Origin of the sequence: Amycolatopsis sp. cmx-4-61, assembly GCF_046548775.1 — a bacterium.
Classification (GTDB): Bacteria; Actinomycetota; Actinomycetes; order Mycobacteriales; family Pseudonocardiaceae; genus Amycolatopsis.
On sequence record NZ_JAEBEI010000002.1, the window covers coordinates 336,474 to 358,880 of the forward strand.

A 22,407-nucleotide genomic window follows, 5' to 3' on the forward strand; every position below is an offset into this window, starting at 1 on the left:
CTATACGGCCACGGTTTTTTTCAAAACAGCCGACGAAAACAACGTGGCCACCGCAAAGAGCGCAGCAGCCACACCCGCCGCGACCTCGACGCCGGTGGTGCAGGCCGCCCGGGCCGCCGCGAGCAGCTCGCCGGCCACCGCCAGCCCCTGGGACGCCGCTTCGGCCTGGGCCGGTCCGGCCGATGCGAGCCGCTCGGCTGCCTCGGGCACGCCGGGCGGGACGACCAGGTGGGCGGCGTAGACGGCGGCCGCCAGGGAACCGAACGCCGTCGTGCCGAGGCCGGCGCCCAGCTCGTAACCGGTCTTCTCGACGGCGGCCGCGCCGCCCGCCCGGTCGGCGGGGGCGGCCGTCAGCAGCGTGTCCGTGCTCGACGTCAGCGCGAGCGCCATGCCGAGACCTACGCCGACGAGCGCGCCGCCCAGCCACCACGGCGACGTCAGCCCGCCCGCCGCCGGGATGGCGAGGGCCGCGGCGGCGAGCGCGAAGCCTGCCGTGCGAACGCGGGCGTTGCCGAACCGCTCCAGCAGGGCGGGGGCCACCACGCTGCCCGCGGCCGACGCGCCGAGCACGAGCAGCAGCCGCGCGGCCGCGGCGGCCGGGGACAGGCCGAGCACCACCTGGAGGTACTGGGCGAGCAGCAGGCCGAGGCCGACGAGCGTGCTCATCACCAGCAGGATCCCACCGGCCGCGCCCGGGACGCCCGGCCGCCGGAACAGGGCCAGGTCCAGCAGGGGAGCTTCGGCCCGCCGCTGGCGGCGCACGAAGAGGACGAGGAGGACGGCCCCGGCCACTCCCGCCGCGCCCGTCGCCGGGCCGTTGTCCGACGGCCCGGCGGCGAACGCGATCCCGAGCACGCCGCCGGCCGCGAGCACCGCGCTGCGGGCGTCCCACGGCTGCCGGCCCGGTGGGCTGCGCGGCAGCCGGCGCAGCGCCGCCACGACCGCGGCCAGGATCACCGGCGGGTTGACCAGGAACGTCGCCCGCCAGCCCCACGCCTCCACGAGCACCCCGCCGAGCACCGGGCCGAACACCGAACCGGTCCCGGCGATGCCGCTGCACACCGCGATCGCCGTGCGCCGCTGCCGCCGGTCCGGGAACAGCTCCCGCAGCAGCGACATCGTCACGGGCATGATCAGGGCACCGCCGACGCCGAGCAGCGCGCGGGCGGCGAGCAGGGCCGGCACGCCGGGGGCGAGCGCGCAGCCGAGCGACGCGGCCCCGAACACCGCGTAGCCGGTGACGAGCACCCGCCGCCGTCCGAAGCGGTCGCCGAGCGTGCCGAACGGCAGCAGCAGCGGCGCCGCGGTGAGCGGGTAGATCGCCACGATCCACACCTGGGCGGCCGCGCCGGGGCGCAGCTGCCGGACGAGGTCGGGCAGGGCGACGTGCAGGACGGTCGCGTCCACCGCGACGAGGAACAGGCCGGCGCCGAGGACGGCCAGGAGCGGCCACGCCCGGACGGTCACGGCCACAGCAGGTCCGCGAGGTGGTGGGCCACGACGTCGACGTGCGGCGGGTCGACCACCGACAGGTGGTGTGCGGCCACGGGCACGATTTCCAGCCGCGGGCACAGTTCGTCCCAGCCCGCGGCGAGGTCGGTGCGGGAGTACCGCGGTTCCATGGCGAGGCCGGCGGCGTACGGTTCGGTCGCGCGGTAGAGCACGACGCGGCCGTCGTAGGGCACCGGCGTCCCGCGTTCGGCGGCGAGGGTGTCCGAAAAGGACTGGTGCTGGTGCCGGAGGACGCCGGGGCTCAGCAGCCCGGCTTCGGCGACGCGCCGCATGGTGAGCTCGATCTGGGCTTCTTCGGGTAGGGCCGCGAGTTCGTCGTGGCCGAGGCGGACGGTCCGGCCGTAGGTGCCTTCGACGTAGCCGGTGAAGCGCAGGAACCGCCGGGCCGACGACGCGCGCGGGTCGAGGTCCGGTTCCGGCAGCGGCAGCATGGTGTCGATGAGCGCGACGAGCTCGACCGGTTCGCCTTCGGCCGCGAGCCGGGTGGCGACGCCGTAGGCGAGGGCGCCGCCGAAGGACCAGCCGGCGAGCCGGTAGGGGCCGTGGGGCACGCGGGCGCGGACGAGCGGAAGGAGCCGTTCGACGCGGTCTTCGATCCCGGCACCGGGGACGCGTTCGAACCCGGCGCACGGGACGCCGTCGGGCAGCCGGTCCAGCAGCGGGCGGTAGACCGTGCAGGTGCTGCCGCCGGGGTGGAACAGCAGCAGGGGAGCGGTGCCGGCGTCCCCGGCTTTGAGGAGGTGGACGGGCCCGCGTTCTTCGCGCGTGTCGAGCAGGGCGCGGGCCACGTCGGCGACGGCGGCGAGGGAGTCGTGCCGGAGGAGGTCTTCGGGGGCGACGGGGGTGTCGAGTTCGGCGGTGAGGTCGTCGGCGAGCAGGCGGGCGAGGCGGTGCGGTTCTTCGGTGCCGGTGAGCCGGACGTGCGGCCCGGCGGCGTCGGTGCCGGTGTGCTGCCGCCAGAGCCGCAGGACGAGCCGGTCGGCGGCGTCCCACGCCCGGCCGCGGGCCGGCGGTTCGTCGCCGCGCGGGGCGAGGTCGCGGTTGAGGTCGGCGAGGGTGGCCCCGCGGAGCACGGCGGCCGGGTCGGGATCGGCGCCGAGCTCCCGGCGGACGGCTTCGCGGATGCGGTTGGCCATCAGGGAGTCGAGCCCGAGTTCGACGAGCGGGGTGTCGGGGTCCAGGCGGTCGGGGGACAGGCCCATGACGGCGGCGACGATCCGGGTGAGCGGATCGCCCGCGGCTTCGTTCGGTGCCGGCCGGGATCGGTTCGGCGGGGGCTCGGTCGCGGCGGTGTCGGTGTACCAGTGCCGCTCGTGGCGCCACGGCATCGGTGGTACGTCCGTGAGCTGCACGTCGTCGTCCGGGGTGGTCAAGGTGATGCGGGTGCCTGCGCAGTACAGCGTCGCCGCTGCTGCGCCGAAGGCGCGGAGCTCGTCCTGGCCGCGGCGCAGGGTGCCGGTCACGACGGCGTCCGCCGTGCCGGTTGCTTCCAGCGTGCGGGCCAGTGAACCGCGCAGGATCGGGTGGGGGGAGATTTCGACGAACACGCGGTACCCGTCCGCGGCGGCCGCGGTGACCGCCTGCCGGAAGCGGACCGGGCGGCGCAGGTGCGCGGCCCAGTACCCGGCGTCGAAGTCCGGGAGTTCGCGGGGGTCGGTCAGCACGGTGTCGTACCAGGGCGCCAGCGGGCGTCGGCCGCCCAGCTCCGCCAGGGCGTCGCGCAGGGTGCCGAGGACGGGCTCGACCCCGGCCGAGTGCCCGGCGACGTCGACGGGCAGCCGCCGGGCGCTGCGGCCGGCCGCCTCGAGTTCGGCGACGAGCCGGTCGAGTACGCCCGCGTCCCCGGAGACGGTCACCTGCCCGGGCGCGGCGTCCACGGCCAGCTCGACCCCGGGGTGGCCGGCGAGGTCGTCCGGCGCCAGTTCCACCGCGGCCATCGCGCCGCCGGAGCCGATGGTGCCGAGCAGGCGGGCGCGGGTGGCGACGAGGTGGACGGCTTCGTCGTCGGTGAGCGCCCCGGCCACGACGGCGGCGGCCGCGGACCCCAGCGAGTGCCCGAGGACGGCGGCGGGCCGGACGCCGAGCGCCTCCCACCGGGCGGCGAGCGCGATCTGCGTCCCGAAGATGGCCAGCTGCGTTTCCGCGAGCGTCCGGGGAGGGGCGCCCGTGAGCAGCGAGCGCAGCGACCGGCCGGCGTGTTCGGTGAAGGGATCGCCGAGCTTGTCGACCTGGGCGGCGAAGGCGGCATCGGCGGCTTCGGCGGCGAGGAGGTGCCGGCCCATCCCGGCCCATTGGGACCCGTGCCCGGAGAAGACGAAGACGGGCCCTTCCCCCCGGACGGCCACACCGGTGAACGCCCCGGCGGGCAGCAGTTCACGGCCGTCGCCGACGTCCCGCAGCAGCACGGCGAGTTCCCGGCGGTCCCCGGCGACGAGGGCGGCCCGGTGCGGCCCGGAGTCGTCCCGGCGGAAGAGGGTGTGGATGACGTCGGCGAAGCGGGCGCTGCGCCCGGCGGGCGAGTCGAGCCAGGTCGCGAGTTGGGCGGCCCGCTCGGTGAGGCGGTCGCGGGTCCGCGCGGAGAGCACCGCGATCCGGACACCGGCGGTGCCGGGTGCCGGGGTCGCGGCGCCGCTGAGCGGCCGGCCGCCCACTGCGCGTCCGGCGGCCACCTGCTGGTGGCCGTGTGGTGCCGAGGTCACGGCGACCCCGTTGAGCGGCCGCTTGTCGACTGCGCGCGCGGTGGCCTGCTGGCCGCCGTGGGTCGGGACCGCGGCGCCGCCCCACGGCCGCCCGCCTTCCCGCACTCCGCCCGGGGCCGCCGGTTCCTCCAGGACCACGTGCGCGTTCGTCCCGCCGAACCCGAACGCCGACACTCCCGCCGTCGCGCGGCCCGTGTGGCGGGGCCACTGCGTCGGTTCCGTCACCACCTTCAACCCCAGCGAACCGAACGCGATGTGCGGGTTCGGCTCGCCGAAGTGCAGCTGCGGGGGCAGCGAACCGTGCTGCAGCGCCAGGACCACCTTGATCAGTCCGGCGATCCCCGCCGCCGCTTCGGCGTGGGCGATGTTCGTCTTCACCGAGCCGATCAGCAGGGGGGCCTCCGGTGCGCGGCCGGTGCCCAGCACCGCGCCCAGCGCGCCCGCTTCGATCGGGTCGCCCAGCAGCGTGCCCGTTCCGTGGGCCTCCACGTAATCCACTGTGGACGGATCCAGCCCGCGGTACGCCTCCCGCAACATCTCCTGCTGCGCCCGGGGGTTCGGCGCCGCCAGGCCGTTCGAGCGGCCGTCGGAATTGACCGCCGAAGCGCGGATCACCGCGAGGACCCGGTCGCCGTCGTACTCGGCATCAGCCAGGCGCTTCAGCACCACCACGCCGCAGCCCTCGGCGCGGGCGATGCCGTCCGCGTCCGCCGAGAACGTCTTGCACCGGCCGTCGGCGGCGAGCAGGCCCGCCGCCGCGAACGCCGCCGTCGGGCCCGGCAGCAGCATCAGGTTCACCCCCGCCGCCAGCGCCAGGTCCGCGTCGCCGTCGCGCAGCGCCCGCACCGCGTGGTGCACCGCGACCAGCGACGACGAGCACGCCGTGTCCACCGCCATGCTCGGTCCGCGCAGGTCGTAGACGTAGGACAGCCGGTTGGCCGCGATGCTGCCCGCCGCGCCGGTGGCGGTCCACAGGTCCGGTGCGCCGCCGGTCATCGTGAGGTGGCCGTAGTCATGGGTGGCGATCCCGGTGAACACGCCGGTCCGGCTGCCGCGCAGCGACGACGGCGCGATGCCGGCGTGCTCCAGCGCCGCCCACGTCACCTCCAGGAGCATCCGCTGCTGCGGGTCCATCGCCGCCGCTTCGCGCGGGGTGATCCCGAAGTGCTCGGCGTCGAACCCGGCGACGTCGTCGAGGAACCCGCCGAGGACCGGCGCCGCGTCGGCGTCCCACCGGCCGGGCGGCGCGGTGCGGACCGCGTCCCGTCCGGTGTGCAGCAGGTCCCAGAACTCTTCGGGCCCGTCCGCGCCGGGGAACCGGCAGCCCAGGCCGACGACGGCCACGGGGTCGGTGCGACGGCGGTCCGTGCTCGGCCGGACGTCGGGCTCGGCGGCACCGGTGAGACGGCGGACGAGGTCGTCGATGGTTGGGCTTTCCCACAGCAGCGTCGGCGGCAGCCGCCGGCCGAGCCGCTCCTCGAGGTCGGCGGCGATGCCGACGGCCTGGCGGGAGGACAGGCCGTAGTCGCCGAGCGGGTGGTCGGGCTCGGCCGGGACGCCGGTGTGCTCGGCGACGGTGTCCAGCAGCCACCGGCGCAGGGTTTCGGTCGTGGGCTCACTCATCGCGCCAAGGCCTTTCCGTAGTCGCCGGCGAGGTAGCGGTCGCGGCAGGCGCCGCGGGCGATCTTGCCGCTGGACGTGCGCGGGACCCGCCCGGGCGGCACGAGCAGGGCGTCCCGCAGCGCGAGGCCGTGCGCGTCGGAGACGAGCCGCCGGATCGCGGCGGCCAGCGCGCGTTCGGCGGGTTCGGTCAGGTCGGCGTGGCCGCGGTGTTCGGCGACCACGACGACGGCCTCGGTGTCGGTGCCCTCGACGGCGAAGGCGGCGACGCTGCCGGGCCGGATGGCCGCGTCGGCGGCCGCGGCGGTGGCTTCGACGTCCTGCGGGTAGTGGTTGCGCCCGTCGACGATGATCAGGTCCTTGATCCGGCCCGCGATGTACAGCTCGCCGTCGTGGCGGACGCCGAGGTCGCCGGTCCGCAGCCACGGCCCCTCGGGCAGGCCGCCGGCCAGGCGGGCCCCGAAGGTTTCCGTGCTTTCGAGAGGTTTCTGCCAGTAGCCGTCGCCGACGTTGGGACCGTGCACCCAGATTTCGCCGACCGAGCCGTCGGGCAGCACCACCGCGTGGTCCGGGTCGACGACGGCGACGAGCTGTCCGGCCGGAGTGCCGCACGCGACGAGCCGGACGCCGTCTCCGGCCGGTCGCCCGGTCCCCGTCGCCAGGGCGTCGCGGTCGAACGTCGTGACGCGCGGGACGGCGGCGGGCCCGGTGGTGACGAAGACGGTGGCCTCGGCCAGCCCGTACGCCGGGCGGGTCATCTCCGGCCGGTAGCCGGCGTCGGCGAAGGTGGTGTGGAAGCGGTCGAGGACGGCCGGGTTGATCGGCTCGGCGCCGTTGACGATCGCGGCGACGCGGCCCAGCCGCAGCCGCGCGCGGTCGGCTTCGCGGATCCGGCTCGCGCAGTAGTGGAAGGCGAAGTTCGGGGCCGCGCTCCAGCTGCCCGCGTGGTCGCCGAGCAGTTCCAGCCAGCGGACCGGCCGTTCGACGAAGGCGAGCGGGTCCATCAGCACCGACCGCAGGCCCAGCGCCAGAGGAGTGATCAGGCCGAGGACGAGGCCCATGTCGTGGAACAGTGGCAGCCAGGACACCGTGGTGGCCGCGGCCGGGTCGAGGCCGAGCCCGCGGACGGCCTGGGTGACGTTGGCGAGGACGTTCGCGTGGGTCAGCACCACGCCGGCCGGGCTGCGGGTCGAGCCGGAGGTGTACTGCAGGTACGCGATGTCGTCCGGGGCCGCCGTTGGTGCTTGCCCGGCCTGCGCCGGTTCCGGGCGGTCCACCGCGACGACGGGGATGTCACGGCCGAGGAACGCTTCGGCCCCCGGCCGGGCGGCGGCGGTGGTGACGACGGCCGCCGGGGCGCAGTCGGCGAGGACCGCGGCGAGCCGTCCCGCGTGCCCCGGCAGGCCCGGGTCGAACAGCGGCACCGCGATCGCGCCCGCGGTGATCGCGGCCAGGAACCCGACGACGTAGTCCGGACCCTGCGGGCAGAGCACGGCGACCCGGTCGCCCGGCGACACCGGCAGCGCGGCCGCGGCGGCGTCGACGCGGCCGGCCAGCTGCTGCCAGGTGAGCGTGCGCCGTCGCCCGGCGGGGTCGTCGGCGAAGTCGGCGAAGGTGAGGGCGGGGGCGTCCGGGGTGGTCGCCGCCCAGTGACGCAGGCACGCGGTCAGGGTGTCGCCGCCCACCGCCGGGAAATCCTTCTGGGACATGGGTTCTCCTTGCTAGCGGCCCAGCCGCGTCGCCGCGTGCTGCCACGCGGCGACGGCCAGGGTGTCGAGGTCGAGGTCGGTCGCTCCGGCGTCGCGGAGCAGGACCAGCACGCCGTCGGCGGCGATGGCGACGGTGCGCAGGCGCAGCCCGGGCAGTCCGGCCGGCTGGCCCGGCAGGGTGAGGACCTGCTGGTAGGACAGGGTTCGGGCGCCCGGAACCGTGGGCCCGGTCCCGATGGTCGTCCTCGAGACGGTGGGCGGGCCCTGGTCGTCGACGGTGACGCGGGCGCAGCGACGCGCCTGCGCGGCCCAGGCGGCGAGGTCGGGCGGGTGCGGGGTGCGGGCGACGAGTTCGGACAGCTGACCACCGGCCACCGCCGCCTGGAACCCCTGGCCGGCGACCGCGCCCGGCGGCAGCACGCGGCCGTGGACGACGTCGGCGCACCCGGTGCCGTCACCGCGGTCCGCAGTGGACAGTGCGGTGGCCACGTCGAACACGGTCCGGTCCGCGGGTGGCCCGGGCACCGCCTCGGCGGGCAGCAGTGCCGCCGGCGGAACCGCGGGTGGCGCGGGAACGACGACCGCGGTGGCCGGTTTCGCGGGCGAAATGGTGACCACGGCCGCCGCGGCGGCGACCAGGGCGGCAGCGGCGGGGGGAAAGCGAATTCGGGCAGCCATGAAGAACCCTTCCGGGAGCATTCTCGGGGGAGTGCGGCCCCTGCGCTGGAACCCTTCGCCGGGGACGCGTCGAGCGACGGCCGGTCCCGGCGGCACGGCGAAGGCTACGGGGAGAAATCGGTTGCCGGAAGCACCTCAAGACGGCGTAAACATCTTCGGGCACAGCGCGTGAGCTGCACAATCGCAGGTTACTGACGAGTTCGGCGGCCGGTTGTGGCACGGCCGTCCGGGTTCGGTCACTCTCCGCGAGCGTTGCCTCACCCTCGCGGGGGAGTTTGTTTTCCTGCCATTCACATTGTCCGCTCACATCGTGGACAGGACAATTGATTTCTCGCCCGTGATCCCTCTAGCTTGGCCGCACCCCGAATCCGTCGGAAAGGAAACGCATGCGCCCATTCGTGAGGTGGTTGACGGCCCTGACGGCCGCACTGTGCGCGCTGCCCGGTACGCCGGCTCCGGCCGCGGCCGGTGTCCCGGACGTCCGGGCGGACGACGGCTCGCACGTCGTCGCGCAGACCACTGTGGACGGTGACAGCCGGGTGCTCGACCTGACCGTGCGGTCGACGGGCGTCGGGGCGTACGCGATGGTCCGGCTGATCCTGCCGGATCACTGGGAAGCCGGGCGCTGGCCGGCGATCTACCTGCTGGCCGGCGAGACCCGGCTGCAGGACTACCGCGGCTGGAGCGCGAACACCGACATCCGGCGGCTCGCCGACGACGCCGGTGTCCTGGTCGTCATGCCCGGCTCGGGCGCCGCGGGCTTCTTCAGCGACTGGTGGAACCACGGCAAGGACCTCGCCCTCAACCAGTGGGAGACCTTCACCGCCGTCGAACTGCCGCAGCTGGTCGACCGCGGCTACCGCGGGGACGGCCGGCGCGCGGCCGCGGGCTTGTCCCTCGGCGGGTACGGCGCGCTCGAACTCGCCGCGCGGCGGCCGGGGGTGTTCCGGTACGCGGCCTCCTTCAGCGGCAACGTCAACCCGTCCGGCCCCACCGGGGAACTGCTGACCGACGCGATCGTCTCGTCGGCCCGTCTCGATCCCGAAGCGCTGTGGGGCGACCGGCGTCGCGAGGCCGCGCGCTGGGAAGCGCACGACCCGCTGGTGAACGCGGACCGGCTGCGCGGCACCGAGCTGTACCTCTCGGCGGGCAACGGGCTGCCGGGCCCCCTCGACGCGAAACTGCCGATCGACGTCCTGCCCGGCGCGATGCTCCTGGAGTTCCTCTGCGGTGCCCAGACCACCGCGCTGGCCGGCCGGCTGCGTGCCCTCGGCGTCCCGGTGACGGCGGACCTCTACGGTCCGGGCACCCACCAGTGGGCGTACTGGCAGGAGCAGCTGCACAAGACGTGGCCGCGGATGCTGCAGGTGCTGGCGTCGTGAAACCGTCCTATGTGGTCACCGGCGCGGCGGGCGGGATCGGCCGTGCCTGCGTCGCGGAGCTGGTCCGGCGGGGCGCCCACGTGTGGGCGAGCGTCCGCAGCGACCGGGACGAAGCGGACCTGGTGCGCGCCTACGGCGACGCGGTCACGGTGCTGCGGATGGACCTGCGCGACGCGGAGTCGATCGCCCGGTGCGGAGATCGCGTCGCGGCGGCCGGACCGGTGCACGGCCTGGTGAACAACGCCGGGCTGGCCCGGCCGGGGCCGCTCGAGCACGTGCCGCTGGCGGCGTTCCGGGAGCAGCTGGAGGTGAACGTGACCGGCCAGCTGGCGGTCACGCGCGCGATGCTGCCGGCCCTGCGGCGCGCGGGGGCGGCCCGCGTGGTGACGATCGGCTCGATCGGCGGCCGGATCGCCGGGCCGATGGTCGGGCCGTACCACACCTCGAAGTTCGCGCTGGTGGGGTTGACCGACAGCCTGCGCGCGGAACTGGCCCCGGAGGGCATCCGGGTGGTGCTGGTCGAGCCGGGCGCGGTGGCGACCCCGATCTGGCCCCGCGCCCGCGCGGCGGCCGAGGAGGTCCGCGCGGGTTTGTCGCCGGTGGCGCTGGAGAGGTACGGAGAGCAGCTGGCCACGGCCGAGCGCAGCGCGGCTCGCTCGGCCCGGACGGGCGTCCCCCCGCGCCGGGCGGCCGAGACGGTGGTCCGCGCGCTGACGGCCCGCCGCCCGGCACCGCGATACCTGGTCGGCACGGACGCGCGAGTCGCCGCGGTGCTGGCGAACCTGCCGTTCCGCCTGCGGTACCACCTGACGGCGGCGAAGCGGTGAACGGGCGGCCGAGGTGGGGTGGTGGCCGGGACCTGCTCTGCGTGAGGTGTGGGCGGGAGCTCGGCTCGGCGGCAGGGGAGCGGAGGCGGCGGGTCGGTGGGCCGGCGCGGTCGGTCGTTCGATGCGGCCGCGGCAATGGCGAGATGAACCGACCGCCGAGGTGCGCCCGAAGCTCCCCTCCCCGGCACCGAGCCGGAGGTGCGCGATGAGCCGCCTCGTGGTCATCGTCGCTCCCGGCTCGCGGGGTGATGTGCAACCGTGCGTGGCTCTCGGACGGGGGCTGGCCGGTGGAGGTGATCGGGTGCGGCTGCTCGCCGCGCCGGCGTTCCGGGGGCTCGTCGAATCCCACGGCCTCGGCTTCGCGCCCCTCTCGGCCGACCCCACCGCCCTCCTGAACTCCGCCGCCGGGCACGGGTGGACCAGCGGACGTGCCTTCCTCTCCGGCCTTCGGGAAGTCCTCCGGCCCGTGCTCGACCGGCTCCTCGCCGACGTCCACGCCGGGGCCGCCGGGGCCGATCTGCTGCTCGCCCCGACGCTCGGCTTCCTCGGCGCCCACCTGGGCGCCCACCTCGGCGTCCCCGATGCCGAACTGCACTACCAGCCCAGCGTCCCGACCCGCGCCTTCGCCCACCCCCTCCTGCCCCGGGCCGAGCGGCTCGGCCCCTGGGCGCGGCACCTCAGCTTCACCGCCGTCGACACCCTCGCCTGGCAGGTCCTGCGGCCGGACCTCGACCGCTGGCGCGTCGAGACGCTCGGCCTGCCGAAAGCCGGGCTCCGGGGACCGCGGCGGCGTTCGGCCGTGCTGTGCGGGTTCTCCGAGGCCGTCGTGCCGCGGCCGCCCGACTGGCCCGCCCGGGTGCACGTCACCGGTTACTGGTTCCTCGACACCCACCAGTGGCGCCCGGACCCGCGGCTGCGCGACTTCCTCGCCGCCGGGCCGCCGCCGGTGTACGTCGGGTTCGGCAGCATGCAGCCCGCAGCCGCGGAGCGGACGTTCGGCCTCGTGCGCACGGCCCTGCGCCGGGCCGGGCTGCGCGGGGTGCTCAGCGCCGGGGTCGACGCCGACGACCTGCTGGTCGCCGGGGACGTCCCGCACGAGTGGCTGTTCCCGCGCACGGCCGCCGTCGTGCACCACGGTGGCGCCGGGACCACCGCGGCGGCCCTGCGGGCGGGGGTGCCCGCCCTGGTCTGCCCGGTCTTCTCCGACCAGCCCTACTGGGGCGAACGCGTCCGCCGGCTGAGCGCCGGCCCGAAACCCCTGCCGCTCGGGGACCTCGACGCCGCCACCCTGACCGCACGGCTGCGTGAACTGACCGGGAACCCGCTGTTCCGGCGCGGCGCGCAGTACGTCGGCGCGCGCCTGCGGGCCGAGGACGGCGTGGCGCGGGCGTGCTCGATCCTGCGCCCGGGCTAGCCGAAGATCGTCAGTGCCAGACCCGCGCCGATGATCACGACGCACGCCGCGATCGTCGTCCGCCGGTAGTACAGGATCAGGGCCGCGAACTCGCGCAGCAGGGCGCTCGGCAGGAAGTACCGGGCCGTCGGCGAGCCCGTCGCGTGGAAGGGCAGGCCGAGCCGGCGGCACTCCACCGCCGCCCGGAACACGTGGTAGTTGCTGGTCACCACGACCACCCGGCGCGCGTCGGCGGGCAGCAGCTCGGCCGAGAACCGCAGGTTCTCCTCGGTCGTCTCGGCCTGGTCTTCACGCACGATCCGGTCTTCGGGCACGCCGCGGTCGCGCAGGTAGGCCTGCATCGCCTCGGCTTCGGTGACCGTCTCGCCGGCGCCCCGCCCCCCGGAGACGACGAGCAGCGGCGGCTTCGCTTCCCGCTCCTGCAGCCGGATCGCGCGGTCGAGCCGTCCGGCGAGCAGCGGCGGCACGCGCTCGCCGGCCAAGCCGCAGCCGAGGACGATGACCGCGTCGAACCCGCTTCGGCGGCCGAGCCGGCTGTACACCACGGAGTAGACCAGCAGCGACAGGAACAGGAACCCGAAGTAGCAGGCCAGCACCGCCGCGATGCCGACGAGCGCCGAACCCCACCGCCCGAGCGGCACGAAGAACAGCGCCTCCAGCGCGACCAGTCCCACGCCGAGGCCGAGCGACAGCAGGTTCCCGGCGCTGCGCCCTTCCCGCCGCCACATCCGGACGCCGTTGACGACCAGCGCCAGCGGGAGCCCCAGCGCGACGAGCACCGTGACCACGCCGAGCACGCCCACCAGGACCGGCGTCAGCCACTCCAGGTGCAGGGCCGCGCGCAGCAGCCACAACGCGATCAGCAACAGCGCCACCCCGAGCCAGACGGCGTTGCCCAGCCGCCGCGGTTCGCGCGCCAGCCGCACGGCGAACACGACGAGAGCCACCCCGGCGGCGCCCGGCAGCACCGCACCGGCGATGTTCACCCCGGCCTCCCTGGATTCCCCGTTGCGGTCCAACCTAGCGGGGCGGGTTCTGGCAGGGTGAGGGGCGTGACCGATCGGCGTCCGGCGTTCGTGCTGCACGAGCACTTCCGGCCGCAGCACCACTTCGACCTGCGGCTGGAGGAGAACGGCGTGCTGCGGTCCTGGGCCGTCCCGCGCGGCCTGCCTCCGGACGCGGCCACGAACCGGCTGGCGGTCGCGGTGCCGGACCACGCCCTCGGCCACCTCGCCTACGAGGACGAGACGAAGAAGATCGCCGACACCGGGTGGTGGGAGGAGCACGACCGGACCGCCAAGCGCATCCTGTTCACCCTGCACGGCCGGACGGCGGCGGTGCGGTACGCGTTGATCCGCACGTCGAGCGACTGGCTGCTGCACCGGACCCGGGACCAGCCCGAATAGCGTGGGCGTGCGTCAGGCGGCCGAAACCCGGGCCCGCGGCCGGAACCGGACCCCGGTCGGCATCGCGCGGTGGGCCCAGCACCACGAGCAGCGCGATCTCCAGCACCATCATCAGCCGTTCGACCAGGCCCGTCGCCACGGTCGGCACGTGGCCGCCCAGGATGACGTTCACCGCGAACGGGACGATGAACGGCAGGTAGAACGGGATGGCCGCGAGCGCCAGCCGGCGGGACCATGTCGCGGACCGGCGCCAGCGGGGGTCGGCGCGGTGCCGGCGGCCCAGTGCCCAGCCGACCACCGGCAGGCTCAGGCACGTCACCGCCGAGGCGTACAGGTGGATCTTGCCCGTCGCGGTGATCGCGCCGCCTTGGGGATCCTTCGCGAACACCGCCACCGCCAGCAGGCTCACGCACCACAGCACCTTGGCGGCCACCAGCGCCGGGTTGGCCAGCAGGCCACGGCGGCAGAGCGCGACCAGCAGCAGCACCGACCCCGTGCTCGTCAGCAGCAGCGCGCCGTCCCACATCCACCGGCCCGGGCTCAGTGCGTAGTCGCTGAGCATCGTGCTCACCGGGTCGAGGGGCGCGAGCCTGCGGTCGACGTGCAGCACGGCGAGCAGGACGACCGCGCCGGCGAAGGCGGCCAGCGCCCCGGGAACGAGCAGGCGGGCGCGCAGGCGGGGACGGACGGGTGCGGGACACAGCATGTGGGAAGACACTCCGGGACGGTTCGGCTGGTTCAGGCGCAGCCGCGGACGCTACCCGTGACCTTTCCGTGACCATTGCCGACGCGCCCGGGCTGTGACCGAGGACACTCAGTGGTCGCCGTCCTGCGGGATCTCGGCCGAGTCGGTGAGCCGCAGCTTGCGTCGCGCCCGCTGGTAGAACGTCGTCATGCCGAGCCGGACCACCCGGGCCGCGCTCGGCCGGCCGCGCAGGTCGAGCCGTTCGCCCGGCGAGACGTACCCCTGGACCTGGCCGTCGACCTCCACCGCGAGCCGGCCGCTGGTCGGCAGCAGCTCCAGCGTCACCTCGTCGTGCACCGAGAGCACCACGCCGCGGCTGTACGCCGAGTGCGGCGCCGCCGGCGTCACCAGCAGGGCCTCGACCGCCGGGCTGGTGATCGGCCCGCCCGCGGAGAAGCTGTAGGCCGTCGAGCCGGTCGGGGTCGCCACCACCACCGCGTCGGCCGAGTAGCTCACGAACGGCTGGCCGCCGACGCGGACCGCGACGACCGCGCTGCCGTCGCCGGGCACGCGCACCACCGCGATGTCGTTGAACGCCGTGATCCGCCGCCCCTGCAGCACCGCGTCCACGGCCAGCCGCGGCTCCACGGTGAACCGGTGGTCGTCGATGGCCGAGAGCGCGCCGGGCAGGTCGGGGACGTCGACCTCGGCGAGGAAGCCGAGCTTGCCGAGGTTCACCCCGAGCACCGGCGCGCGCTGCCCGTCGGCCAGCCGCATGGCCCGCAGCATCGTGCCGTCGCCGCCCAGGCTGACCAGCAGGTCGGCCCGCCGGCCGAGCTCCTCGGGCGGCACGCCCACCGCCGCGCAGTCGAGCCGGACGATTTCGTCCTCGATCCCGAGGACTTCGATGTTCCGCTTGCCCGCCCAGCCGAGCACGGCTTCGACGGCGGCCGCCGAGTCGCGGCGGGGGTGCAGCACGAGTCCCGCGGAGTGCATGTCAGCGGCTCCGGACGGGGGAGGTACCGAGCGTCATGCGCTCAGTCTGCCCGCTCCCGCCCCGGGCCGCCGCGAGAACCGCAGGGCGCCGTCGTCGAGCTTGCCGTGCCGCAGCTTGACGACGTCGTGGGCGTAGCTCATGCCCAGCTGCCACGGCGCTCGCGAACCCGCCTTCGGGAACTCGTCGATCGACCGCCGGACGTACCCGGCGTCGAAGTCCAGCAGCGGCCGCTCGGTCACCGCCGGGTCGTCGTTGACCGGCACGCACTGGTCGTGGCCGTGCCGGTCGAGGTGGCGCAGCAGCCGGACGACGTACTCGGCGACCAGGTCGGCCTTGAGCGTCCACGACGCGTTCGTGTACCCGATCGTGAAGGCGAAGTTCGGCACCCCGCTGAGCATCATGCCCTTGTAGGCCATGGTTTCCGGCAGTTTGACCGGGTCGCCGTCCACCGACAGCTCGATCCCGCCGAAGGCCAGCAGCCGCAGCCCGGTGGCGGTGACGACGACGTCCGCCTCGAGCTCGTCGCCCGATTCGAGCCGGATGCCCCGGTCGGTGAAGGACGCGATCCGGTCGGTGACGATCGAGGCGTCCCCGCGGCGCAGCGACCGGAACAGGTCGCCGTCGGGCACCAGGCACAGCCGCTGGTCCCAGGGCTGGTAGCGCGGCTTGAAGTGCGTGTCGACGGCGAACCCGGCCGGCAGCTGCTTCACCGTCGCCTTGCGGATCAGCGCCTTGACCACGCCCGGGCGGCGCCGGCTGAGCTGGTAGATCAGCGTGCTCACCGCGACGTTCTTCCAGCGCGCGATCGGGTAGGCCAGCTTCGGGCCGAGCACCTTCCGCAGCCGGTTGGCCAGCTCGTCCTCCGAAGGCAGCGAAAGGATGTAGGTGGGGGAGCGCTGCAGCATCGTCACGTGCGCGGCGCGGTCGGTCATCGCCGGGACGAGCGTGACCGCCGTCGCGCCGCTGCCGATGACGACGACCTTCTTGCCCGCGTAGTCCAGGTCCTCGGGCCAGTGCTGCGGGTGCACGACCGTCCCGCCGAAGTTCTCGATGCCCGGGAACTCCGGGGTGTGCCCGGCCGCGTAGTCGTAGTAGCCGCTGCACAGGTACAGGAACTTCGCGGTGAACTCGACGGACCGGCCGTCGTGCTCGGCCACGACCGTCCACCGCGCGTCCTCGGTGGACCAGCCGGCCCGGATCACCCGGTGCCCGAACCGGATGTGCCGGTCGATCCCGGCTTCGGCCGCGGTGTCGCGGACGTACCGCAGGATCGACGGCCCGTCGGCGATGGCCTTCGCGTCGGTCCACGGCCGGAACCGGTAGCCGAGGGTCTGCATGTCCGAATCGGACCGGACACCGGGGTAGCGGAACAGGTCCCAGGTCCCGCCGATGGCGTCGCGGGCTTCGAGGATCGCGTAGCTCTTGCGCGGGAACGCCGTCCGCAGGTGGTGGGCCGCGCCGACACCGGACAGGCCGGCGCCGACGATCAGCACGTCGAGGTGTTCGGTCATCTCACACGGCCTCCGTCCGCCGCGCGCGCTGCATCACGCGCGTCAGCACGGCGTTGTAGTGGGTGGGGGTGATGCGGGCGAGCGCGTCGAACAGGTAGGCGTCCGGGCCGACCAGGATGCGGGCCTTCCCGCGGTCGACCCCGGTGTGGATGACCGCCGCCGCCTTCTCCGGCGACGTCATGGTCATGGCCTCGAACTGCGCGGCCATCTGCTCGTGGGTGCGGCCCCGGCCCTCGGGATCGCGGCGCACCCGGGCGTTGCGCGCGATGTTCGTCGTGATGCCGCCCGGGTGGACGGTCACCGCGCGGACGCCGGTGCCGCGCAGTTCCTGCCGCAGCGACTCGGTGAACCCGCGCACGGCGAACTTCGCCGCGCAATACGCGCTCTGGTAAGGCATTCCCAGCAGGCCGAACACGCTGGAGGTGTTCACGACCGCGCCTTCGCCCTGCTCGACGAGGATCGGCAGGAACGCCCGCGTCCCGTGCACGACCCCGCGGAAGTTGATGTCGTGCAGCCAGTCGTCGTCCTCGGGCACCGCGTCGAGCACGGTCGAGGTGACCGCGACCCCGGCGTTGTTGAACACCGCGGCCAGCGGGGCCGGGAGCCACTCGCGGACTTCGGCGGCGAACCGCAGCTGGTCCTCGGCGTCGCGGACGTCGAGCACGCGGGTCAGCACTTTGCCGGGCAACGCGGCCGCGGTGGCCTTCAGGCCGTCTTCGTCGACGTCGGCGAGGGCGACCGGTGAACCGAGCCGGGACAGCCGCGTGGCCAGGGCCCGGCCGATGCCGGACGCCGCGCCGGTGAGGACCACCGGCCGCCCGGTGAGGCTGTGCTGCTCACGGGGCCGTGACATCGCTGCTCCTCGCGTGCTTGTCGATCAGGTCGAGCACGGTCGGCCAGGCACCTTCGGGCAGGTCGTGCCCCATGCCGCGGACGGTTTCGCGGCGGGCGCCCGGGATGGCGCGCGCGGTGGCCACCCCGCCGGTGGGGTGCACCATCCGGTCGCGGTCGCCGTGGATCACCAGCGTCGGCGCGGTGATCTTCCGCAGCAGCGGCGTCCGGTTGCCGGACTTCATGATCGCGGCGAGCTGGCGGCCCACCCCGCCGGACGTCGGGTCGCGGTCCCAGCCGGTCCCGGCGAGCTCGCGCACCTTCGCTTCGTCGAACGGGAACCCGTGCGAGCCGATGTGGCGGAACATCCGCACGGCGCTTTCGACCGCTTCTTCCCGCGACTTCGGCGGCTTGCCGCCCATCATCCGCAACGTCGAGAGCGCGGGACGGCCGAGCAGGCGCGACCCGGTCGTCGACATGATCGACGTCAGGGTGCGGATCCGGTCCGGGTACAGCGCCGCGGTGGTCTGGGAGATCATGCCGCCCATGGACACCCCCGCGATGTGCGCGGTCTCCAGGTCCAGGGCGTCGAACAGGCCGATCGTGTCGGCGGCCATGTCCTTCAGGTCGTACTGCTGCGCGGGGAACCGGCCCGCGAGCATGCCGAGGAGGCTCGGTGGCCGGAAGCGCAGGTGGGTGGACCGGCCGGTGTCGCGGTTGTCGAACCGGATGACCTCGTACCCGCGGCCGGCGAGCTGCGCGCAGAAGGCGTCCGGCCAGCTGTGCAGCTGCTGGCCGAGCCCGGCCACGAGGACCAGCGGCTCGGCGCCGGTGTCCCCGATCCGTTCGCAGGCCAGGGAAATCCCCCGGCCGACGTCGGTGGTCTGTTCGGTCACGAATCTCCTCCGGTGTTGCGGCGGCGCACGACCGCGCGGCCGCCCTTGGCGGGTGCGTAGGCCACGCCCCGCGAGTGCCAGCGTTCGCCGGGCTCCTGCGTCGGTACCAGCGTGAAGTTCCGCAGCAGGGTGCGCAGCACGACGGTCATCTCCATGGTCGCGAACGCGGCGCCGAGGCAGCGGCGGGTGCCGCCGCCGAACGGGATCCACTGGTAGAGGTCCGGGCGCGCGCCGGCGAAGCGGTGCGGGTCGAAGGTGGCCGCGTGCGGGAAGACGGCGTCGTCGTCGTGGATGAGCGCGATGCTGACGAGCACGGCGTACCCCTTCGGCAGGGTCCACCGGCCGAGCCGGAAGCCGTCCTGCTTGACCTGCCGGGCGGTGAGGTCGATGACCGGGCGGGTGCGCTGGACCTCGAGGATCGTGGCGTCGAGGAGTTTCCCGTCGGCTTCGGCCAGTTCGGTCAGCAGTGCGGGGTGCCTGCGAAGGCGCTCGACGGCCCAGGCCAGCGTGGTCGCGGTGGTCTCGTGGCCGGCGGTGAGCAGCGTGAGGAGCTGGTCGGCGATCTCGTCGCGGCTCAGCCCCGACCCGTCGTCGTAGCGCGTCTGCAGCATCATCGCCAGGACGTCGTCGCCGTCGGGCCGGGCCTTGGCGATCAGCCGGTCGACGATCGCGTCGTATTCGCGGCGCATCCGTTCGAAGCGGCGCCACGGGTTGAAGCGGCCCTTCTTGGAGATCGGCAGCACGGCCAGCCGGGAGCCCAGCGTGACGAACGGCGGGAGCAGCTCCCGCAGCTCGGCGAACTCGGCTCCTTCGGCGCCGAAGACCGCGCGGAGGATGGCGTTGAGGGTGATCCGCATCATCGACGGCAGCGTGGCGAAGGCGCGGCCCTCCGGCCAGGTCGCCAGCTCCCGGACGGTCTCCTCCTCGACGATCTTCTCGTACGCCGCCAGCCGCCGGCCGTGGAACGGCGGGACCAGCAGCTTCCGCTGGCGTTTGTGCTCGTCGCCGGACAGCGCGAACATCGACCGCGGCCCGAGCACCCGCCCGAGGTTGACCTCCAGGTTGTCGACGAGCTCGGGCCCGGAGGTGAACAGCTGCTTGATCTCGGCGGGGTCGCTGATCACGACGGCGTGGCCGAAGATCGGCACGTTCACCGTGAAGGCGTTCCCGTAGCGGTCTTTGAGCCGCCGCAGCCCGCGCATCGGCCGCGTCAGGGCGTAGGCGCCCTGCACGGCGCGGGGCACGGTGGGCCCCGGCGGCAGCGTCGTGGGGCTTGTCATGGTCGTCATCGACCCTCCCGGAAGATGGTACGCGAGCGTACCGTCGGTACGGTACGCCGGTGTACCATCTCCTTTCAAGAGGAGGGGTATAGCGTGACTTTCGTGGACGTCGACACCCGCCGGCACCGGCAACGCCTGCTGGACGGGCTGGCCGAGTCGATCACCGAGACCGGCTTCCGCGACACGACGGTGGCCGACGTCGTCCGCCGCGCCCGCACCTCGCGCCGCACCTTCTACGAGCACTTCTCCAGCCGGGAGGAGTGCTTGATCGCCCTGCTGGCCGACGCGAACCGCGCGATGATCCGGCAGATCTCCGAGGCGGTCGACCCGCGGGCCCCGTGGGCGGTCCAGGTCCGCCAGGCGATCGAAGCGTGGATCGCCAGCGCGGAGTCCGAGCCGGCGATCACCCTGAGCTGGATCCGGGACGTTCCCGCGCTCGGTGCCCCGGCCCGCGACCTGCAACGCGACGCGATGGAGGGCTTCATCGCGATGACGCAGCGCCTGACCGACACCCCGGAGATGCGCGCGGCGGGGATCAACCCGCCGTCGCGCCAGCTGTCGATCATGCTCCTGGGTGGCCTGCGGGAGCTGATCGCGACGACCGTGGAGGACGGCGGCCGGGCCGGCGACGTCACCGAAGTCGCGGTGCGCGCGTCGATCGCGTTGCTCGGCCCGGCCTGATTCCCGCTGGTCAGAGGGCGGGCTCGAGCACCTCCCGGCACCAGGTCCGGAAGTCCGTCCGCGTGATCGTCGCGGTCGCCCAGTCGGCGTCGTAGATGCCGTCGTCCTGCGCGGCGAACATCTCGGTCGCGTCGGCGACCATCCGCTCGGTCGCCCCCTGGGAGCGGCGCATCGCGGCGAAGTCGGCCAGCGCGAGCCGCCGGTAGCGGACCGGACGGCCGAGTTCCTCGCTCAGCACCTGTGCCATGCCGTCGGGGGTGAGCCGGTCGGGACCGAACACGGGGACGTCCGACTGCCCGGTCCAGGACAGGTCGGTCAGCAGGCCGGCGGCCGCCGCGGCGACGTCGCGGGTGGCGATCGTGGCGAGCGGCCGGTCACCGGCGCAGGGCAGGGTGAACTCGCCCCGCTCGCGGAGCGCGGCCAGCTGCCCGAGCAGGTTCTCCAGGTAGAAGGGCGGCGAAACCGCCCGGTAGTGCGCGCCCGGCTTCTGCAGTTCGACGTCCATCGCGAAGGCCGCGGAGAGGACACCCGCCGGCTTCGGCCAGCCGTGCCCGGCGCTGCTGACCGCGACGACGTGGCCGACACCGTGGCGGCGGACGGCTTCGGCGCCGGCCCGGGCGAAGGCGAGGTAGTGCTCCTCGGCGCTCGGTGCGGCGGGGTTCGGCGGGACGAGCCAGAACACCGCCTCGGCGCCGGGCAGGGCCGCGTCGAGCACGGCCGGGTCGTCGTGGCTGCCCTCGACCACGTCGACCTGCGCGCGGACGTCGTCGGCCAACCGGGCGGCGTCCCGGACGACGACCCTGACCTCGCCGTTCCCGGCCAGCAGGTGCCGGACGACCCGGCGGCCGATCTGTCCGGTGGGGGTGGTCACGACGATCATGGCTTGCTCCTAAGCTGAAGATGAACTCCGGTTCCGAATATAGCCCGGTCGGTACGCTGGGGCCACCATGACCGCTTCCCGACGTGCCCTGCGGGCCGACGCCCGCCGCAACCGCGACGCCATCCTCGACGCCGCGGGCGAACTGTTCGCCCAGCGGGGCGACGCGGTGCAGATGGACGAGATCGCCGACCGCGCCGGACTGGGCGTCGGCACCCTGTACCGCCACTTCGCCGACAAGCAGGCGCTCCGGGCGGCGATCATCGGCCGCCGGTTCGAGGAGATGGCCGTCCTCGCCCAGTCCGCCGAGGCGGCCGGCGACCCGTGGACGGCGTTCGAGTCCCTGCTCTACGGCTATCTGGAAGCGGCGGAACCCGACGCGGCGTTCCGCTTCGCCATCCTCGGACCCGAAGAGCCGAGCTGGGCCGACATCGAGGAAGAGAAACTGGCGTTCTCGGCGAGCGTCGAGCGGATCGTGCACCGCGCGGTGGCGGCCGGCCGCCTCCGCGCGGACTTCGACCGCGAAGACTTCGTCCTCATCACCCGCGCGGCCATGGCGAACATGAAAGTCCCCGGCGAGTGGCGCCGGCTGATCACCCTCCAGCTGGAGGGGATCCGGGCTTGAACCCGCACTGACGGCACGGCACAGGAACAGCAGCCGGTTGCCGATCGGTGGGCTGCGAAGATGCCGCCGTGCGGTGCGTTTTACGCCGTTTTCGGCGGACAGTCACGGCCAAGGGCAGTCCGGGCGCGGAAGGACTGAAAGCTGTCGATCCGGGCGGGGTTCGTTCGACGCGTCGGCGAAGCGCACCCGACCCGAGGAGTTCCCCGATGATCCGCCTTTACATGTCGATGTCCCTCGACGGCTTCGTGGCCGGCCCCGACGATCGGCCCGGGCAGGAGCTCGGCCGGGGTGGTGGGCGGCTGTTCGATTGGCTGGACGACCGCCACGGCGACGGCCCCAGCGCGCAGGTCTACCGCGAGGCGCTGGCCACCGGGGCGCTCATCTCCGGGCGCCGCACGTTCGAGCTGGCGGGCCGGTGGGGTGGCGACCACCACGACGGCGTGCCGAGCCACGTGCTCACCCACCACGTCGATCCCGCTGACACGCCGCCCGGCAGCGCGCGGTTCTTCACCGATGTCACCACGGCCGCCGAAGAAGCACGTGCCGCCGCCGGCGATCGCGCGGTGATGGTGCACGGCGCCGGCGCGGCACAGGCGTTGCTCGCGGCGGGGTTGCTCGACGAAATCGAACTCCACGTCGTCCCGGTGCTTCTCGGCGAAGGGCGACGGCTCTTCGGGGCCACCAAAGCGGAACTCGAACTCGTCCGGCGTCTCGAGGACCGCGACGTGCTCCACCTGCGGTACCGCGTACGGGCCGGTGCCCGGTCCGGTCACTGAC

General features: G+C 74.3%; 19 protein-coding genes. 7 read left to right on the top strand and 12 right to left on the bottom strand.

What is annotated here, in order from left to right:
- The 4 genes from ACLJOU_RS10020 to ACLJOU_RS10035 are packed head-to-tail and all read right to left on the bottom strand — an operon-like array spanning position 1 to position 8,218.
- The gene (locus tag ACLJOU_RS10020; protein WP_410565505.1) at positions 1-1,473 is read right to left on the bottom strand and encodes an MFS transporter; all 1,473 of its coding nucleotides are present in this window, start codon (positions 1,471-1,473) and stop codon (positions 1-3) included.
- Positions 1,464-5,834, bottom strand: coding sequence for a beta-ketoacyl synthase N-terminal-like domain-containing protein (locus ACLJOU_RS10025; protein WP_410565507.1), 4,371 nt, complete (start codon positions 5,832-5,834; stop codon positions 1,464-1,466). Before ACLJOU_RS10025 ends, ACLJOU_RS10020 begins: the two co-directional genes overlap by 10 nt.
- The gene (locus tag ACLJOU_RS10030) at positions 5,831-7,540 is read right to left on the bottom strand and encodes a fatty acyl-AMP ligase (protein ID WP_410565510.1); all 1,710 of its coding nucleotides are present in this window, start codon (positions 7,538-7,540) and stop codon (positions 5,831-5,833) included. Before ACLJOU_RS10030 ends, ACLJOU_RS10025 begins: the two co-directional genes overlap by 4 nt.
- A gap of 12 nt (positions 7,541-7,552) precedes the next feature.
- A complete protein-coding gene (locus ACLJOU_RS10035; RefSeq protein WP_410565513.1) occupies positions 7,553-8,218 on the bottom strand; it encodes a hypothetical protein in 666 nt (221 codons plus the stop codon).
- Between the two features lie 386 nt (positions 8,219-8,604).
- Here ACLJOU_RS10035 and ACLJOU_RS10040 point away from each other — a divergent pair, with 386 nt between their 5' ends.
- From ACLJOU_RS10040 to ACLJOU_RS10050, 3 genes are all read left to right on the top strand, one after another.
- Positions 8,605-9,600 (top strand): alpha/beta hydrolase, encoded by a 996-nt coding sequence (locus ACLJOU_RS10040; protein ID WP_410565516.1) that lies wholly within the window; start codon positions 8,605-8,607, stop codon positions 9,598-9,600.
- Positions 9,597-10,427, top strand: a complete 831-nt coding sequence (locus tag ACLJOU_RS10045) for an SDR family NAD(P)-dependent oxidoreductase (RefSeq protein WP_410565519.1) — start codon at positions 9,597-9,599, stop codon at positions 10,425-10,427. The genes ACLJOU_RS10040 and ACLJOU_RS10045 overlap by 4 nt, the downstream gene beginning before the upstream one ends.
- Positions 10,428-10,632: 205 nt before the next feature.
- On the top strand, positions 10,633-11,841 hold the full coding sequence (locus ACLJOU_RS10050) for a glycosyltransferase (protein WP_410565522.1): 1,209 nt from the start codon (positions 10,633-10,635) through the stop codon (positions 11,839-11,841).
- Here ACLJOU_RS10050 and ACLJOU_RS10055 read toward each other — a convergent pair.
- The gene (locus ACLJOU_RS10055; RefSeq protein WP_410565524.1) at positions 11,838-12,827 is read right to left on the bottom strand and encodes a YdcF family protein; all 990 of its coding nucleotides are present in this window, start codon (positions 12,825-12,827) and stop codon (positions 11,838-11,840) included. The two genes, ACLJOU_RS10050 and ACLJOU_RS10055, sit on opposite strands and share 4 nt — an antisense overlap.
- Before the next feature lie 66 nt (positions 12,828-12,893).
- Between ACLJOU_RS10055 and ACLJOU_RS10060 the strand changes: the two genes are divergently transcribed.
- Positions 12,894-13,247, top strand: coding sequence for a DNA polymerase ligase N-terminal domain-containing protein (locus ACLJOU_RS10060; protein ID WP_410565527.1), 354 nt, complete (start codon positions 12,894-12,896; stop codon positions 13,245-13,247).
- Here the strand turns inward: ACLJOU_RS10060 and ACLJOU_RS10065 are convergent.
- From ACLJOU_RS10065 to ACLJOU_RS10090, 6 genes are all read right to left on the bottom strand, one after another.
- Positions 13,153-13,965 (bottom strand): DUF998 domain-containing protein, encoded by an 813-nt coding sequence (locus tag ACLJOU_RS10065; protein ID WP_410565530.1) that lies wholly within the window; start codon positions 13,963-13,965, stop codon positions 13,153-13,155. The two genes, ACLJOU_RS10060 and ACLJOU_RS10065, sit on opposite strands and share 95 nt — an antisense overlap.
- Positions 13,966-14,061: 96 nt before the next feature.
- Complete coding sequence (locus ACLJOU_RS10070) at positions 14,062-14,928, bottom strand: NAD(+)/NADH kinase (RefSeq protein ID WP_410565533.1); 867 nt, start codon at positions 14,926-14,928, stop codon at positions 14,062-14,064.
- 33 nt (positions 14,929-14,961) lie between these two features.
- Positions 14,962-16,440, bottom strand: coding sequence for a flavin-containing monooxygenase (locus ACLJOU_RS10075; protein ID WP_410565536.1), 1,479 nt, complete (start codon positions 16,438-16,440; stop codon positions 14,962-14,964).
- A 1-nt stretch (position 16,441) separates the two neighbouring features.
- Positions 16,442-17,293, bottom strand: a complete 852-nt coding sequence (locus ACLJOU_RS10080) for an SDR family NAD(P)-dependent oxidoreductase (RefSeq protein WP_410565540.1) — start codon at positions 17,291-17,293, stop codon at positions 16,442-16,444.
- Complete coding sequence (locus ACLJOU_RS10085) at positions 17,277-18,167, bottom strand: alpha/beta fold hydrolase (RefSeq protein WP_410565543.1); 891 nt, start codon at positions 18,165-18,167, stop codon at positions 17,277-17,279. The genes ACLJOU_RS10080 and ACLJOU_RS10085 overlap by 17 nt, the downstream gene beginning before the upstream one ends.
- Positions 18,164-19,456: a cytochrome P450 gene (locus tag ACLJOU_RS10090; RefSeq protein ID WP_410565546.1), complete on the bottom strand. Its 1,293-nt coding sequence runs from the start codon at positions 19,454-19,456 to the stop codon at positions 18,164-18,166. Before ACLJOU_RS10090 ends, ACLJOU_RS10085 begins: the two co-directional genes overlap by 4 nt.
- Before the next feature lie 84 nt (positions 19,457-19,540).
- On the opposite strand from ACLJOU_RS10090, the gene ACLJOU_RS10095 reads away from it, so the two are divergent.
- Entirely contained in the window at positions 19,541-20,128 is a 588-nt protein-coding gene (locus tag ACLJOU_RS10095) for a TetR/AcrR family transcriptional regulator (RefSeq protein ID WP_410565549.1), read from the top strand.
- A gap of 10 nt (positions 20,129-20,138) precedes the next feature.
- Here ACLJOU_RS10095 and ACLJOU_RS10100 read toward each other — a convergent pair whose 3' ends face one another.
- Complete coding sequence (locus ACLJOU_RS10100) at positions 20,139-21,008, bottom strand: NAD(P)H-binding protein (RefSeq protein WP_410565552.1); 870 nt, start codon at positions 21,006-21,008, stop codon at positions 20,139-20,141.
- A 67-nt stretch (positions 21,009-21,075) separates the two neighbouring features.
- Here ACLJOU_RS10100 and ACLJOU_RS10105 point away from each other — a divergent pair, with 67 nt between their 5' ends.
- A complete protein-coding gene (locus tag ACLJOU_RS10105; protein ID WP_410565555.1) occupies positions 21,076-21,630 on the top strand; it encodes a TetR/AcrR family transcriptional regulator in 555 nt (184 codons plus the stop codon).
- 206 nt (positions 21,631-21,836) lie between these two features.
- A complete protein-coding gene (locus tag ACLJOU_RS10110; protein WP_410565558.1) occupies positions 21,837-22,406 on the top strand; it encodes a dihydrofolate reductase family protein in 570 nt (189 codons plus the stop codon).
- The last annotated feature ends 1 nt before the right edge of the window (position 22,407 follow it).